Consider the following 16,327-nt stretch of genomic DNA (forward strand, 5'->3'; position numbering starts at 1 on the left):
TAGTAGATTGGGTAAAAGAGGGATTGCAAAGAAATCATGAGATAGGACGAAGTCCTACCTTACGGGAATTTCGGCAACAGATTCGACTCTTGGAGAATTGATCCGAGAAAATCTAAACAATCTCAACGAATTGGCATCCAACTCGATCGCTATGTTAACATAGGACTCAACTCTCTCCTTTCTGGGGCCACAAGCGAGATCGTCAGCTATGGCAACTAAAACCAAAACCCAAGTTCCGGTCACTCCCACTCCCGCAGTTCCGGCCAAAAATGCTCTCCCTACACCGAAACCCTTTACTGAGCATATTCCCTTACTAGAAACCGATACTGAGAGTGCGACTGTACAAATGACGGCGATGAGCGAGCCGCCTCCTAATGAGCAGGGGAAGGGTACAGTGCTAAACGATCAGGGAACAGGCGATCGCCCCACCCCATCTTCCCTAGGGTATCAATTTAGTCAAATTGATGTAGCTCCCCGAAAAATTAATCCGGCTTTGTTGCCATCTCAAACCGAGGATGAAGACCGACATAGATTGCGGCAAGATGGAACATTCGAGACCAGTCAAACAGTAGAAAAACGGATTCAAGCCAAACAGGGAAAAGGACAACCCTTAACGAATAGGACGCGATCGTTTATGGAAGATCGCTTTGGCAATGATTTTAGCCAAGTGCGAATCCATACCGATAGTAATGCGGTTCAGTTAAGCCAAGACTTGCAAGCTAAAGCCTTTACTCATGGTCATAATATTTACTTTAATTCTGGGCAATATAACCCGGGTTCAACGAGCGGAAAACGGCTTTTAGCCCACGAATTGACCCATACTATTCAGCAAAAAGGTGCGAAACTCAAGCCCAAAAAAGTCGATCAAAAAACGGCTAAATCGCATAAAATCCCTTCAGAAACCGAGAATTCGATTAAACGTAAACCCTTAGCCCAAAAGGTTCAACGAAAACAAGCAGCGAAGGGAATTGAGGTGAATTTGAAGTCTTTAGACGGTCAGATTCAGCGTAAAGCATCCATGAGTGGTATTGATGTTAACCTCAAACCCATAGATAGTAATGTGCAACCGAAACCAGAGTACAGTGGTATCGATGTTAACCTGAAACCTCTGCCCAAATCCATTCAACAGAAACCAGAGAGTGAGGAGAAAGGAATTGATGTTAACCTAAAACCCCTCACGACTACAACTAACTTACAACCGAAAGAAGAATATAGTGGTATAGATGTTAACTTAAAACCCTTGGCAGCCAGAATTCAACGAACACCAGGAAAGAGCATTAAGATCCAACCTGAATTGGTAGTCGGTGCGCCAGGCGATCGCTACGAACAAGAAGCCGATCTCATGGCCGATCGAGTCATGAATGCTTCTACTCCAGTACAGCGAGACGAAGAACCCGAACAACAACCCGATAACACCACCCTACAGTCTTCCCCGGAAACCCTGCAACGGGTCAATGGTCGCCCCAACCGTCGTCGCACCAAAGCCATACCCTATGCAGCCATATTAGGTAACCAAGAAGAAAGCGAAGACGAACAGAACGTTAATATCACTCTGAAGCGGGAAGAGGAGGCAGAAGAGTCTCCCGCTCAACCCCCAATGGCGGAATTTCCACAAGTGAATACCGATGAACAGAACGTTAATATTACCTTGAAGCGAGAAGAGGAGGCAGAAGAGTCTTCCGCGCCACCTCCAGAGGCTCACTTCCCACAAGTAAATACCGATGAACAGAACGTTAATATTACCCTCAAACCCGAACCTAACCCAGTCATTGAATCCCCTGTAGAAATCAATGATGCACCCGCTACTGTGCAAGCTGATAGTGATGGGTCATTTCAGGCCAGTAGTGGCATAGAAAGCAAAATTAAGAGTAAAGAAGGGGGCGGCTCCTCCTTACCCACAGAGACCAAAGGCTTCATGGAATCTCGCTTTAACAATGACTTTAGTGGGGTTCGGGTGCATACCGACAGCGATGCGGTGCAAATGAACAAAGATCTAGGAGCCAAAGCCTTTACCCACAAGAAAGATATCTATTTTAATTCGGGACAATATAACCCCGGTTCTACCGGTGGCAAACATTTACTCGCCCATGAACTCACCCACACCATTCAACAAACGGGCCCCAGTGTGAAAACTCAGCCGGATGTTCAGAAAGCAGACGATCGGGACACGGAAGATGAAACCGAAAACAAAGATACCAGTACAACGCCAGTGGAGCAGAAGACTGAGATCACTGAAGAAGACATGGATGAAAATGAACGGGAAAAACTAGCTAAGAGGGCAGAAAAGACAGAAAAAGAGGGAGAGAAAGGCAAGAAAGACAAGCAAGGCAAGGAAGAGGGAAAAAAGGAAGGGGAGGACAAGGAAAATCAACAACAAGATGTCCCTGCGCCAACCGATGAGAGCGAATTAACCCCACCCGATATTAAAGATGAACTAGAACAGGGCCTGCAAACTCCTCCGAAAGGGCCTCCGATGCCGATTATGGTGCCCCAGGTTTCTTCGGATCAGGGGGATTTTAGCGACCCGATGCAAAATCCGGCCTTTAATGCCGTTAAGCAACAAATTGAACAACAGGGCGAACAGTTCTCCAGCCATGACGATCCCCAAAAGGAAGTGGTGGAAACTCAGGAATCGGTGGTTGACCCAAATAAACAAGACCGGGATGCGAAGGGGAAGAAAACGGACACTTCATCAAGTTTAGACCCGGAAACGTTCGATCGCGAAGCCTTTGTGCAAAAACTTTTAGCAGCATTGGGTATTGAAGAACCCAAGAAGATGAAAGATGTTGAAAGTGGGGGTGGAGTCGGATCGGAAGTTGAAGGAACCGTTAAAGATGAGGTAGGAGGGGCGACCAAAAAAGCGGGAGGAGGGATGCCGGAGTCTACCCAAGTGCCCCCCGATCCTACGGTGGAAACGCCCAAAATCGTCAAGGAAATGCCACCTGTAGAGGGCAAGATAGCGGTTGATGAGCCGCCGGTGAATCCAGAACTCGCCGTTCCGCCAAAGACTTCTAACAAGGATGTTGAAGAGCCGTTGAAGGAACAAACGGAGAATTTAGAAGATACCTTTGGCCCGATTCAACCGAAGTTGATCGTTGGAGGACCCCAGGATAAGTACGAGAAGGAAGCGGACTCGATGGCGGATCGGGTGATGCAAATGGGCGATCGCCAGACCGATCCGCAGCCGAAAGTGCAGCCGGAACTTGAGCCAAAACGAAATAAGTTAAAGCCGGCGAAACTAGAGCGAACCGTCGATCCCCATGTGATGCGGGCAAAATCGTTAGCGGAGATGATCCAGCGATCGCCCCAGTGGATCATCCAGCGCAAAAATTCCGTTGAACCCCAAACTATCGAGCAACCCAACAAAGAGATTACCCTGACCACCGAGAACATGGAAACCTTCGGGGATATGGGCGGCGATAAGGCGATCGATAGCTTGAAAGAGTCTAGGGACTTTAGCGAAAAAGGCCCGAAAGAGTTCCGGCAACAGGAAGAAGGAACCATTTCCCAAACCAAAACCCAGAACCAGGAAAAAGCCCAACAGACAAAAGAGCAACAAAAAGGGGTTCGCACCCAAACCATGGTGGATATGACCACCAAAAAACAAGAAACCAAGGGTGCAAATGAAGCAGCTCGCCTCAAAATTACCGCCAAACTGAATAAGATTTACGAAGAATCCCAGGCCAGAGTCAATGGTATCCTGGCGGAAATGGATGCCGGAGTCCAACATCGCATGGACATGGGCTTAAAGTTAGCCCGTCGAGCCTTTGAAATGGTGCAAAAAGCTGCTTTCAAAAAATGGAAAAAAAATTATTACTATCATCGCCACGGCATTAAAATTAAAATCTTCTGGAAAAAATTCAAGATTTTTAATATTTTTCTGTGGGCAAAAGAAAAACTGTTTACCGGTCTTCCTGACGAAGTTAACCAGATCTATAGCGATGCCAGAGAAGTCTATGTCAGCTTCCTAAGACAATCGATTGGTGGCACAGCGAACTATCCTCCAGCCGTAAAAACCAAGGAAGTTAAAAGTGTCCTGAAAATAACCAAAGGGTTGTATGCCAAACTCCAACCCATTGCTCCCTTTGTGGAGCAGAAAATGATCGAAGCAAAAGCTGCCATTGATGAAGGGAAAGCGCAATTTCAGGCAGCCGTGGATGAGTTAGGACCAGAAGAAAAGCAACTGGCCGAAGGTGCGATCGCAAATATTCAAGGACAATTTGATGGTTTAGAAAATAACGTTAAAGCCTATCAAGACAACTTAATTAATGATATCACCGAGAACTACAAGCAAGGTCTGCAAGAAATTGATGACCGCATTGAAGCACTCAAAGCGGCAAATGAAGGATTAGTCAAGAAAGCCCTCTCTTTTATTGGGGATTTAATTATCGCCATTATCAAAGCCCTATTGACTCCCATAAAGTGGGTGTTATCTAAGTTTGGCATTGATACCTCAATTTTAGATGCCATTATTGAAGATCCCGGCGGATTCATGAAAAATCTATTCACCGGACTCAAAGATGGTTTTCTCAATTTCGCGAAGAATTTCCCCAAACACTTCATCAATGGGATGGTTGAGTGGCTATTTGGTAATCTTGGCCCCATTACACTCCCGAAAAAATTTGATATTCAAGGCTTTTTCCAAATCTTCATGCAGATCATGGGTCTGACCGTTGACTCCATTTTTGATGTAGCATCTGGAGTTTTTGGCAGCGACCTGATTGGTGCAATTCGGAGCGCGATCGAAGGAGCCGATATTGAGGGAATAATTGCCGGTTTAGATGAAAAAGTGGGCATGGTTGTTCAGTTGTTTTATACCTTGGTCAAAGATGGTATTGGCAAAGCCTGGTCATTCCTGATTGATATCTTTAATGAGATGAAAATGGAGTTCATCAAAGAACTCACCATTATGGCAAGCATTGAAGTGATTAAAGCGGCAACAACCTGGTTGATTGGGATTTTGAATCCAGCAGCCGGAATTGTGAAAATCATTAAAGCGATCGTCGATGTAATTATTTGGTTTGCCCAGAACTATGAACAGGTGGTTGAGTTAATTAAAACGATTTTTGCGGGAATGACGGCGATCGCCAATGGAGACACCGCAACCTTCTCGCTGTCGGTGGAAATGGCTCTGGCTCGGATTATTCCCATTGCCTTGGGATTCATGGCGAGTTTGATTGGTCTGGGAGGTATTGTTAACAAGATTCGTGGTATTCTAGAGAAAATTACCGGATTTTTCCGCAGAAAACTAGAGAAGCTATTCCAAGCTGTGGTTGCTCCCATCAAGAAAAAAATTGATGAGTTAAAAGCTAAAGCGAAAGAAAAATACGAAGCGGCTAAAGCTAAGGTGAAAGAGAAGTATGAGTCAGTCAAAGCTAAGGTAAAAGAGAAGTATGAATCGACTAAAGAGAAAGTCAAAAGTGCGTTTAAGAGCGACAAGGAAGAAACAGAAGAAGACCGGGAACGCAAGCGCCAAGAAGCAGAATATAAGCGCAAACTAGAACAGCAAAAAGATGAAGTCAAGGAAATGGTTTCCGAGGGAGAAACCAGCGGCGAACGGTTGATTAAAACGGAACGCAATCCCAAGGAAGTCAAACAAGGGCTAGGCGGACTCGAACAATCGATAGAACAAGGTAAAGAGTTTGCCACGGTTGGTAGTCTCAAACTCAAACAAGGGTTCTTTGATTGGAATGAGTATAAGGTAGTTGGAACGATCAAGAAAGAGAAAATTTCTAAGACTAGCACAAGCAGTGGTACAGTGCAACGGAAGACCGATAAGTGGAAAGATAAGAAAAATAAGCTGATTGTGGAAGATGATTCGGTCAGCAATGAGTTTGTTCTCAAAGCCAAATTGATGGATGAATCGGATGTTTTACCCAATTTGGGTCGGGACTTGGAGAAAAGGGCCCGTAAAGATAAAGACCCGGACAAAATCAGGCCAGTTTTACCGAAGTTGAAACAACAGTATGATTTAACTTCAATTGAGTTGAATAATAAAACGGGGATTTTCGATCGCCTCGCCCGTGAGGTTGAGTATGAAATCGTCGCCCTTGTGCCCAAGGAAGAAACAGAAGCGAGTCGCAAAGCTGCCCCCGGAAAACTCCTCAATGCGCCCATTCAGGGGAATTTGGAACAGGCTATTCAGCGATCGCAAGGAAAAGGCGAACCCCTAAGCGAACCGGTGCGCCAACCCATGGAACACGCTTTTGGGGTAGACTTTAGTGGCGTGAGAATTCACCGCAATAGTGAAGGCGATCGGCTCAGTCGCTCCCTCAACGCCCAAGCCTTCACCACCGGAAAAGACATCTACTTCCGTAAACACACTTATCGTCCAGATACCCCCTCTGGAGGTCATTTACTCGCCCACGAACTCACCCACGTCGTTCAACAGTCCGGCAACAAACCCCAAGTCCAGCGCACCCCCTTCTTCCCTGACCGCCTCGTGCAGCGCCAAGGAGACGGGCCGCCCCCCAAACCCCTCTTCAGCCTTGGGGACAACCTCACCCTTATCCAGCGCAAAAAAAACAAGAAAGACGATGATGGCGGTGGCGATGATACCGAAATAGAAACCCCAACTTCTGACACTGGAGAAACTCCCGAAGTCGAAAGTCCCTCAGAGTTCAAACAAAAAGCCACCGTTGCCGGAGCCGTTGCCGTAGGTACAGCCATAAAGCTCCATGAATCTCGCACTAAAACTGATGTTGATGTTTACAAAGACATCGATAAAAAGAAAGGTCGTCTAGAAGTATTTGTGAGAATCAAACGCACCAAAACAAAAGCTAAAAAACAGAAAATGAAAGCAGTTGAAGCAGGCGAGGAACCTGGAATTCCCGAATTTACCCGCACCCTAATTGCCAAACATATCGAAACCATTGTCCGTCAAGACCCCAGCCCCGAAGTGGTGCAGAAAAAACTTGCTGAAGTGACCCTCAAATTTGACCTCGATCTGGTCAAAGTCGTTGGATTTGCTGCCGTTGGTCAAAGCTTTGAATATAAAGTCTTGGCCCAAGGAAATCCTAGAGCCGTTGCCCAGAAAAAAATCGAAGACATGCTCAAAAAAATGGCTAAAATGAGCGGCCCCAAACAACAGCAAGAAACGGTTACTGAACAAGACACCCCCACAGATATTCCCACAGAAACCCCAGCTCCCGATCCCACCCCTGACGAAACAGAAACCAAGAAAAAATCCTCTCAAGAGACTCAAGAGGGGACTTCAGAAACGACCTCAGAGAGACCCCCAACGACCACTACACCCATAAAATCCCAAAAAGCTAAAACGACCAAAATGAAAGGCTCTGGGCAAGAAACCGATGAGGGTGTCCCCCAACAAACCTTGAGTGCTAAAACTCAAATCAAACCTGGAGGCGATCCTAAAACCCTCTTTGTCACGGTTCGTGTCGATCCCGAAGACAAGAAATAAACTTCAGATATGATAGGCAATAGGTAATTCGTAAAATAATTACGTTTAATTCTATGGCTGCACCGATCTGCGATACTTCCCCAAACGAACTTCCCTTACAATTGTGGCAACTGTCTACTTGGGAAAACTATGAAGCCTGGCGCGATCGCCCCGAACCGGTCAAGTTATACTACTATCAACAGAAACTCTTAGTCGAAATGGGTTCAGAAGGAATTAATCACTCTAGCATCGGTGATTTATTTACCATGCTCTTTTTTCTCTGGTTCAGTCAAAACCAAAAACAAAAATTTAGCTCTTTCGGGGGCTGTTTATTAGAAACATCCAACCAAAGTTCGGCTGCACCCGATCTAGTTCTTTATCTTGGAGACAATTATCCCAGTTGGAATCCTGGTGAAAGACGTTATATTAATTTAGATCGCTGGCGAGTCCCCGATCTGGTGGGTGAAATTTCAGATACGACTCTATCAAGTGATTTAGATGAGAAAAAGCATTTGTATGCCTCTTTAGGCATTCGTGAATATTGGGTCATTGATATTATTGGACGGCGAGTGTTTGCCTTTCAGTTACAAGAGAATAATCAATATCAAGACTGCAATCAATCTCAGGCTTTATCCGGTTTACCCATAGATCTTCTCGAACAAGCTCTGGGACGTTTACAAGAAGCCAGTAATGGAGAAGTTGCGTCTTGGTTTTCTGAGCAAATTCAATCTCTACAGATTGGCGAGCCTGAATGAGCGATCGACTGTGCTTAAACTATATTTTTTAAACTATATTTTTAATGGGTAAAGTCATCGCAGTTGTTCGAGTTTGCAGGTCAAGTTTTAATTTTTAATGGATTGGCATTGGGGACAAAAATGACTCGATCGCCCCCCCAACTTCACTCGCTCAATTACCGTGTCACAACGGCGACATAGTTTACCCCTACGACCGTACACCCACGCCACCCCAGCATAATTGCCATTCACCCCCTGCACATTCAGAAAATGGCTAAACGTTGTCCCCCCCTCTTGCAAGCTATCTTCCAGCACTTGAACCACCGCCCTCTTTAAGCTCTCCCATTGGGAAACCGACAGATCGCAACAGCGCATTTCCGGATGCACCCCACAGAGAAACAACGCCTCATCCGCATAAATATTACCCAGTCCAGCAATAAAACTCTGATCCAGAAGAGCCGTTTTAATCGGTCGTTTTCGGCGCTCTAAGGTGCAGCGCAAATATTCCACCGAAAACCCCTCAGAAAGAGGCTCTGGCCCCAATTTCCCCAATCCCGTGATAATCTTCTCTGGAGCCACATCAGGTGGAACCAACCAAACCCGACCAAACCGCCGCTGATCGACAAAACGCAACTCTTTCTGGGATCTAAACTCCAATCTTACCCTCGTATGTTTCGCCAGAGGTTCCCCAGGAGCAACCCATAACAACTGTCCCGTCATCCGCAAATGTACCCCCAACCATCCAGCAGGGGTTCCTTCCTCAATCAACTCTGCTAACAAATATTTTCCACGACGGTGCCATTGTCTAATCTTCGCTCCTTGCACCGCCTGCAAAAACTCATCCACAGAAGGAGGGTGGGCAATGCTGTGACTCCAACCTGACGGCCGGCGATCGCACAACACTTCCCCACCCTCAATCTCCTGCTCTAGCGTCAGTTGATTGAGTCCTTTCCGAACCGTCTCAACCTCTGGTAGTTCAGGCACAACTCTTGCTCATCCCAATAAGCTTTGCCACAAAACGATTAAACTTCTTCAAGTTCGCTTTCTGCAAAGTTATTAGTATTGACTCCAGAAGCGCTACCGCTGAAACCGGTATAGTTGACTTTGTCAAAGCGAACAATAACGGGGTATTTGATCCCGCTTTTGTCTACACTTGCTACCGTACCAACGTCGTTGTACCAATAGGACTCTTTGCGTTTAATACGGACTTTAGAACCACGCTTAACCATGATGACTGTTTCCTTTGAGTATTTGTTAACGGGCATTGTCTCTCAGGGTACTACTCAACGGTTCTCATCTGCACGCTTAGTTTTTTAAGTTTTGTTACTAATCCTGCCATCGGACGCGCACAAAATGGGCGGGTTTACCCCACATATCTTGACTCTCCTCAATTCTGACAATTTCCAGGTTAAAGGGAATAGCTGTAGTCACGTAGCGTTGAGCAATCGGCCCTAAATCAGGGGCCAACTGGGAAGCACTCATGGCAGCAACTCCCACCCCCAGCAATTGTCCGAGGGGATCTTTGGGCATCAGCCAATTCACACCCAGGGTAAAACCAGCCGTGAGTAGCAACGCGACAGAAAGATTGGTTCCGCATCGAGGATGAACCGCTAGGTTCCATTCTCCGCTGGTAATACGGTTTAGAGCGCTATAAACGGCTTGCTGTAAGGTTTGAGGGTTAACGCTACCATACAGGTAAAATCCCTGTTCTGTAGACATGCCACCCAACAGTTCGCCCCTGCGATCGAACTCGGTCAAAACCCAGACAGTTGCATGTTCTAAGGCATGAACTTGGCGCACCATTAAGAATTCTTTGACACCAGGCAAAAAGCCCAATTGTTCTAGGATTTCTCGATCTTGAGTGGCTTGAGGCACAAAGTCAAAAGAAGAGGCTGTTTGTGTCATGGTTACCGGTTGCATAGATAAGATCTATTTAGAATGGTAGCGCGTTGGGCTAGAGGGAGGAGGCGATCGCCTCAGCCATTCCCCATTCCCCATTCCCTATTCCCTAGCGCGAAGCGCAAAGCGCTATATCGTGTGAAATCAAAAAATTGGGAATTGCTTTGCATCCACCCGCAATTGTGCAATTCCCAAACTACTCCCAAATCTGTAATCGTGAGGGCAAACACCCCCATCAAACTTATTTCCCTTTCATTTGTTTCGCTTGTTCCAGGGCAATTTCTTTGAGCGCCTCAGAAGATTTAACATTTGAGGCTCCTTCAATAGCTTTGACGGCTAAATCTTGTACCTGTTTCAAGGCGGAATCCAATTGTTGGGAAAGATTTTGAATCCGGTTTTCTTGATTCTGAATGGTTTCAGATAAGCCTTGTAAGCGCAACTCATAGATTTTCTTCTGGCTTTCCATTTCTTGAGTGCGAAGATCGGCTTTGATTTTGACTTGATAGTGACCAATATTGCGACCGTTTTCCTTACCGCGTTTGGTGTTCTCTTGTAATTCTTCTGGAAAGGCTTCTACTTTAGCTTTCGCTTCAGTATAGGCTTTTTCCCGTTCGGCGATCGCCTTCTCTCGCTCTTGCCAGGTTTGCTCTTGGGTTTCCCGCAACTCTAAAAGCTCTTGCTCTAGCTGCTCTCGCGTTTGCTGATAGGTTTCTGTATTCAACTTGCGTTGGAGTTGCAAATTATAGTCATAGGTTTGTCCATCCCGGTCTTGGTGCGTCTGACTGGCGCGATCGCGCTCTTGAATCTCCCGTTGATGGGTTTGGCGTGCTTTGTCCCAAGCTTTTTGGGCTTCCGCTAAACTTTGCTCTAGGGTTTCTCGCTGCTCTTCCCATTCGAGTTCAAAGGTTTTTGCCTGGGTTTGATATTGTTCAATTAATTCGTCTAAGGTGGTTTCAGCCACTTCTAAATCATGTAACTGTTGCAATTGTTCTTGTTCTAAATGTACCTGTTCCTCAACCTCTTCGAGTTCACTCGCTTCTTTTAAAAGTTGATCGGAAAGCTCATTTAAGGCTCCGCCAAAGGTGGCTTGAATTTGTTCTAAATCTTGCAAGACTTTTTTCATAGGTTCTGTCACTCGGTGTACTGAGTTCTGGGCGCTGGGATGTTCAATCACGGGAGTTGGTTTTACCAAAGGTTGTGCTTGTTTTGGCTCGGCGGTTTGGGCAATTTTGTTTTCTAGATCTTTTTTCTCTTGCAGTAATTCTTGATAAGAGGCAAGAATTTCTGATTTTGTATTGCGACTTGTCGGTTTTTTAGCCATGGTTAAAATGTATCAATCGTGGGGACATAGAAATTAATTATTACTGCCGGAACTGGAAAAGGCTCGCATCGCCAGTTCTTTAGCTTGATTAACGGCAGCTTGTAGTTGTTCAGAAAGAGCGGTGATTTGTTCAGTTTGCCGTTCAATGGTTGTTTCTAGGGATTGAACTTGCAATTCGTATCCCTGTTGAATACCTGTCCATTCTTTTTCTAAAAGATCGGACTTGACTTTGCCTTCACGGTTGGCATCTTGAATGGCTTCTTCTTTAGCTGTAGTGTAAGCTTGTTTGAGTTCTTCTTCGTAACCGGCAATTTTTTGACAAGATTCGGTGTATTCTGCTTCTTGATCGTTGAGGACTTTTTCGCGCTGTTGCCAGTCTTTATCGAGTTGTTGTTGACGCTGACGAAGTTCGTGTTCGAGTTGCCGTTTGCGCTCTTCATAGTCATCTGATTCCATTTGGCGCAAGCGCTCTAATTCATATTGAAAATCGGTTTCTTCATGCTGGCGATCGCGGTTAATCTGTTCAGTTTTTTCCGAGAGAACACCCTCATACTCTTGTTGCTCTTTTGACCAGAATTTACGCACGGATTCCTGTTGCTTTTGTAAGGCTTCTTGCTGACTAGTAATTTGAGCCTCAAACGTATTCAGTTTAGCGTTATGTTCTTGAGTCAAAAGATGCAGAGCATCGGCAACGATACGGACATTTTTGAGATCTTGTAATTGTTCCTGTTTAACGGCGATCGCCTGATTGATTTCCTTGAGCTTATCGGTTTCTGTGGATAACTTCTCGGTTAACTGCTCAATGGTATTGCCTAAATCTAAGTGGAGCGTGGCGAGTCCCGTAATCAGGCGATCGCGGCTATAACTCGAAACCTTCGCTAACACCTGCTGATTCTGTTCCCGCTGCGCCTCTTGTTCCTTCGTTTCTACCCGCGCATTGGGGGATTTCCTCTCATTGACAATCTTCTCAAACGCTTGCATTAACTGACTTTTACTCGATGGTGTAGGGGTCATTACCTCTGGCCTCACAGACTTGATAATTTCATCAACACCATCACTATAACCAGGATTGAATTTTAAGTCAACCCTTTTTTAATAGACCTGGGGACACTGGGAATGGCTCGATCCTATGGAATGCAACCTTATGGCTCAGAACAGGTTCCTATAAGATTGTGGCGATCGCCTCTTCCAGGTCTGCTTGAGATAAAGTCGTTACAATAAACACCTCTTGCACCGTCTTCCCTTGGCGCGCAATCAGCTTAAACCCTCCCCGGATGGGAACCGAAACCTTTAACTTCATATGGGGCATATGGCTTTTTACCCGACCAATGACCCCTGGCGTAATCGTAGAGATGCCTTCATAGGTCGTCAACTTCTCCAAAATGGGAATCAACCCCTCCAAATGAGTTGAATGATTCCACACCAAGCGACCCGATGCTTCAGTAGACTTTGATGGCGCCTCAGAGCATTCTGACTTCTTTTTCTTCTTCTTGCCCACGCTCGCTGCTCCCCACCCCTTAAGCCTTTTCCAGGGGAGCCATCGTTAAACCCGCCCGACTTAACTGTTGATGATACAGTTCAGCCGCCTCTTGGGGGCCAACCCAAACCGTGGCTTGTCCCTCATAGTGAACTTGATTGGTTAATTCCCAAGCCAGATCGGTTGTCATGCCAGGAATATACTTCACCAGGCAATCATGAACATGCTGGAACGTATTGAAATCATCATTAAGGACAATGACTTTGTAATTCGGATAAGGCTTACGGATAACTTGGCCCGACTTTTCAGGGGCCTGGGTAGGAGCGGCTGCCATATTGCGAATCGGAGGCGAAAGTACCGGATGCATAAACCCTAATTTGCCAACTGATCGACAAAAGAGATCAAAATTTCTTGCACTATTTTATTATAGCAATTATAGGGTATCCAGGGCAAGAGTTGTAGAAGTAAATCCGATGATCCCTTCTCTTGTCCACCCTAACCCCTAACTCTTCCCTATTCCTATTCTCTCACATGAAACCCTCCTCCTTTTTAATCAGTTTATTGGTCGTGATGACCGTTATTTTAGGCCTACTCTCATTGCCCAGTTTCGGACAGTCCGATCCACCCGAACCCCTTAATCGAGATATCCGTCCTAGTGAGGTACAAATATTGTCTCAAGAACTGCGTCTGCTCGATCAACAAGTCCGTCAGCTAGAATCCAAGGTAAGATCTTTAGATTCTAAGGTGCGGTCTTTAGAATTTTCCATCCGCTAAGATTCTGATTTGCAATTATGAATACGCCCAGCCATGCCATTTTAAACTTGACTGCTTTGGGAAAATCCAATTTTCCAGAGTACAACCTCTTAATTCTGTTGTCTGGAATTGTGCCAGATGTGCCCATTTTCTTATTTTATGGTTGGGCAAAACTGATCCAAAAGCTTCCTGAAGCTACCATTTGGTCAGAAGCTTATTATGCTCAAGGGTGGCAAACGGCGATCGCCCTTTTCCATTCGATCCCCTTAGCAGTAATTCTTCTTCTCATCGGCTATTGGCTCAATTGGCAACCCTTAGAAATCTTTGCTCTCGGTTTAATCGGTCATTCTCTCCTCGATTTACCCGTCCATCATGACGATGCCCATCGTCATTTCTTCCCCTTCAGCAATCATCGCTTCATTAGTCCTTTCTCCTATTGGAATCCTGCCCATTATGGAGTTTGGGTTTCGGCTCTAGAAATACTTTTAGTGATGGGAGGAACCGTGTATTGCTGGTCTTTTGTCCAATCGTGGCTCGGTAAAATCCTGATGGTTTTAGTCAATAGTGCTTATGTGATTTTGTGGTTTCTATTTTATTTTCGGTTAATCATTTTCTCGTACTAGGGTATCGTAAAAAATATAAAATTTTGTTGTCAAAAATACAAAACTGTGCATGCAGTGAACAATCGTCCGAATCGCCATCTTGTACAGCAACCACCAAAGCGGTAGAGTAAAACGAGGTTTTCCCGATTACGAGAATGACTATTGCCTTCCTCTAGCACACGCATTATGATGAGAGCCATGGTCACGCAAGGAAGAGAGAAGTTGCTATTTACTGGGTTAAAACCATCGCAGGGTTTCGGTAAATTTTTGGCGATCGCGCTAGTTTGTTGTTTCATGGCGATCGCCTGCAATCCCCAGTCGAATAATACCCAAACTCCGAAGAGAGAAAATGAACCAGTAATTTTAGGCACGACACTCAAACTGCGTACCCTCGATCCAGCCGATGCCTATGAAATCCCTGCTCTCAACGTCCTCTACAATATCGGCGATCGCCTGTATACTTACCAGGATGGAACATCGGACTTAACACCACAGTTGGCGACAGAATTACCGGTTATAAGCGGCGATCGGCTCACCTACACGATTCCCTTGCGTCAAGGAATCATGTTCCACGATGGCACACCCTTCAACGCTGAAGCCATGGTATTTTCCCTCAAGCGGTTTATGGAAAACCAGGGTAGACCCTCTTTTTTACTTTCTGATATCGTGGAATCCATTGAAGCGACTGGAGAATATGAACTCGCCATCAAACTCAACCAACCCTTTGCGGGCTTTACCTCTCTTCTAGCATTTGCTGGACTTTGCCCGATTTCACCCCAATCCTATCAGATCGGTAGCGGTCAATTTCAGCCCGATACCTTTGTGGGAACCGGTCCTTATAAAGTAGCTGAAGTTACTCCCGATGTCCTCCGATTAGAACCCTTTACTGACTATTGGGGAGAGGTAGCACAAAATGAAGGCATTGATATTCAAGTCTTTTCTTCTCCTGCCAACTTATTTAACGCCTTTCGTACTGGAGCGATTGACGTAAGTCTCGGCTCATTAGACAGCAATCAAATTGATAGTTTAGAGAAAGAAATGGATAAAGAAGGATGGCAAGAAATTGCCGCCGAAGGTAATACATTGAACTATATTATTGTTAATGTTCAATCCGCTCCGCTCAATCAACTCCCCGTTCGCCAAGCCTTAGCAGCCATCACCGATCGCCCCACCATTAACAATCGCGTTTTGCAAGGACAAGCGGAACCCGCGTATACCTTAATACCCAAAACCTTTGCCGCTTCAGAACCGGTTTTTAAAACTCTTTATGGCGATGGTAATGTGGAACTGGCGAAAAAACGGTTAACTGAAGCCGGTTATTCCGTCGATAAACCGGCAGTTGTGGAGATTTGGTATCCCTCCAGCTCCACCAAACGGGGATTAATTGCGAGTACCCTGAAGGCGATCGCCGATACTCAACTGGAAGGACTTTTAGATATACAACCGAACTCCGTCGAATCCACCACCGCATTCCAAAACCTAGATAAAGGCGTTTATCCCACATTTATGCTCGATTGGTACGCCGATTTCCTCGATCCAGATAACTATATACAACCCTTTCTCGAATGTACTGAAGGCTCAGAAACCGATGGCTGTAAGGCTGGCGCAAGTCAATATCACGGCTCCTTTTACTATAATCCCCGCGTCAATGACTTAATTGCCCAACAACGGCAAGAACAAGATCCAGAAAAACGTCGCTTGCTCCTAGTCGAAATTCAAGAGCGATTAGCCGAAGAAGTCCCCTATATTCCCCTCTGGTTCGATAAGGATTATATATTCGCCCAGAAAAACATTGGAGGCGTGATTATTGAAGCCAATCAATCCATTCCCTATGGGAAAATTACGCGAGTTGAAAGTTAGAGCATATTTATAGCGCTTCGCGCTAGGGAATAGAGAATAGGGAATAGGGAATAGGGAATAGGGAATAGGGAATAGGGAATAGGGAATAGGGAATAGGGAATAGGGAATAGGGAATAGGGAATGGGAATAGGGAATAGGGAATAGGGTTGTCGTACAGGGCTTTGAGGATTCAACACTGTACTCCATAACATCGACAAGCGCTGTATAAAGGATCAGAAACCCTATGAACCACTACAGTTTTTTGTCCTGTACTGAGAATTAGGGCATGAAAATGGCGTTTCT

Annotated in this window: 12 protein-coding genes; 5 read left to right on the top strand and 7 right to left on the bottom strand. The window is 45.5% G+C overall.

The features are described from left to right. Window positions 1–208: 208 nt before the first annotated feature. Together J7545_RS20450 and J7545_RS20455 are read left to right on the top strand one after the other, a co-directional pair. Complete coding sequence (locus tag J7545_RS20450; RefSeq protein WP_318720068.1) at window positions 209–7,420, top strand: DUF4157 domain-containing protein; 7,212 nt, start codon at window positions 209–211, stop codon at window positions 7,418–7,420. Between the two features lie 53 nt (window positions 7,421–7,473). Next, window positions 7,474–8,154, top strand: coding sequence for a Uma2 family endonuclease (locus J7545_RS20455; RefSeq protein ID WP_318701550.1), 681 nt, complete (start codon window positions 7,474–7,476; stop codon window positions 8,152–8,154). An 87-nt stretch (window positions 8,155–8,241) separates the two neighbouring features. Here J7545_RS20455 and J7545_RS20460 read toward each other — a convergent pair whose 3' ends face one another. The 7 genes from J7545_RS20460 to clpS form a co-directional block, all read right to left on the bottom strand. After that, on the bottom strand, window positions 8,242–9,117 hold the full coding sequence (locus J7545_RS20460) for a DNA-formamidopyrimidine glycosylase (protein ID WP_318701551.1): 876 nt from the start codon (window positions 9,115–9,117) through the stop codon (window positions 8,242–8,244). A gap of 38 nt (window positions 9,118–9,155) precedes the next feature. Continuing rightward, window positions 9,156–9,362, bottom strand: a complete 207-nt coding sequence (locus tag J7545_RS20465) for a photosystem I reaction center subunit IV (RefSeq protein ID WP_271940587.1) — start codon at window positions 9,360–9,362, stop codon at window positions 9,156–9,158. A gap of 97 nt (window positions 9,363–9,459) precedes the next feature. Further along, window positions 9,460–10,038 (bottom strand): DUF6391 domain-containing protein, encoded by a 579-nt coding sequence (locus tag J7545_RS20470; protein WP_318720070.1) that lies wholly within the window; start codon window positions 10,036–10,038, stop codon window positions 9,460–9,462. Window positions 10,039–10,273: 235 nt separating this feature from the next. Next, a complete protein-coding gene (locus J7545_RS20475) occupies window positions 10,274–11,353 on the bottom strand; it encodes a hypothetical protein (RefSeq protein WP_318701554.1) in 1,080 nt (359 codons plus the stop codon). A gap of 33 nt (window positions 11,354–11,386) precedes the next feature. Continuing rightward, the gene (locus J7545_RS20480) at window positions 11,387–12,367 is read right to left on the bottom strand and encodes a hypothetical protein (RefSeq protein ID WP_318701556.1); all 981 of its coding nucleotides are present in this window, start codon (window positions 12,365–12,367) and stop codon (window positions 11,387–11,389) included. Between the two features lie 148 nt (window positions 12,368–12,515). Next, window positions 12,516–12,776: a DUF2103 domain-containing protein gene (locus tag J7545_RS20485; protein WP_318701558.1), complete on the bottom strand. Its 261-nt coding sequence runs from the start codon at window positions 12,774–12,776 to the stop codon at window positions 12,516–12,518. A 94-nt stretch (window positions 12,777–12,870) separates the two neighbouring features. Then, window positions 12,871–13,197: an ATP-dependent Clp protease adapter ClpS gene (gene clpS, locus J7545_RS20490; protein WP_318701560.1), complete on the bottom strand. Its 327-nt coding sequence runs from the start codon at window positions 13,195–13,197 to the stop codon at window positions 12,871–12,873. Between the two features lie 164 nt (window positions 13,198–13,361). Between clpS and J7545_RS20495 the strand changes: the two genes are divergently transcribed. From J7545_RS20495 to J7545_RS20505, 3 genes are all read left to right on the top strand, one after another. After that, window positions 13,362–13,604, top strand: a complete 243-nt coding sequence (locus J7545_RS20495) for a hypothetical protein (RefSeq protein ID WP_271940571.1) — start codon at window positions 13,362–13,364, stop codon at window positions 13,602–13,604. A 17-nt stretch (window positions 13,605–13,621) separates the two neighbouring features. Further along, window positions 13,622–14,206: a hypothetical protein gene (locus J7545_RS20500; protein ID WP_318701562.1), complete on the top strand. Its 585-nt coding sequence runs from the start codon at window positions 13,622–13,624 to the stop codon at window positions 14,204–14,206. Between the two features lie 165 nt (window positions 14,207–14,371). Further along, the gene (locus tag J7545_RS20505) at window positions 14,372–16,045 is read left to right on the top strand and encodes an ABC transporter substrate-binding protein (RefSeq protein ID WP_318720071.1); all 1,674 of its coding nucleotides are present in this window, start codon (window positions 14,372–14,374) and stop codon (window positions 16,043–16,045) included. Window positions 16,046–16,327 lie beyond the last annotated feature (282 nt).

The organism is Roseofilum sp. SBFL, from assembly GCF_017746885.1.
Classification (GTDB): Bacteria; Cyanobacteriota; Cyanobacteriia; order Cyanobacteriales; family Desertifilaceae; genus Roseofilum.

Bases quoted from the DNA above. Each gene is read 5' to 3' on its own strand.
- J7545_RS20450 (WP_318720068.1), top strand. From the start codon at position 209: ATGGCAACTAAAACCAAAACCCAAGTTCCGGTCACTCCCACTCCCGCA.
- J7545_RS20455 (WP_318701550.1), top strand. From the start codon at position 7,474: ATGGCTGCACCGATCTGCGATACTTCCCCAAACGAACTTCCCTTACAA.
- J7545_RS20465 (WP_271940587.1), bottom strand. From the start codon at position 9,362: ATGGTTAAGCGTGGTTCTAAAGTCCGTATTAAACGCAAAGAGTCCTAT.
- J7545_RS20470 (WP_318720070.1), bottom strand. From the start codon at position 10,038: ATGACACAAACAGCCTCTTCTTTTGACTTTGTGCCTCAAGCCACTCAA.
- J7545_RS20475 (WP_318701554.1), bottom strand. From the start codon at position 11,353: ATGGCTAAAAAACCGACAAGTCGCAATACAAAATCAGAAATTCTTGCC.
- J7545_RS20480 (WP_318701556.1), bottom strand. From the start codon at position 12,367: ATGACCCCTACACCATCGAGTAAAAGTCAGTTAATGCAAGCGTTTGAG.
- clpS (WP_318701560.1), bottom strand. From the start codon at position 13,197: ATGCATCCGGTACTTTCGCCTCCGATTCGCAATATGGCAGCCGCTCCT.
- J7545_RS20495 (WP_271940571.1), top strand. From the start codon at position 13,362: ATGAAACCCTCCTCCTTTTTAATCAGTTTATTGGTCGTGATGACCGTT.
- J7545_RS20500 (WP_318701562.1), top strand. From the start codon at position 13,622: ATGAATACGCCCAGCCATGCCATTTTAAACTTGACTGCTTTGGGAAAA.
- J7545_RS20505 (WP_318720071.1), top strand. From the start codon at position 14,372: ATGATGAGAGCCATGGTCACGCAAGGAAGAGAGAAGTTGCTATTTACT.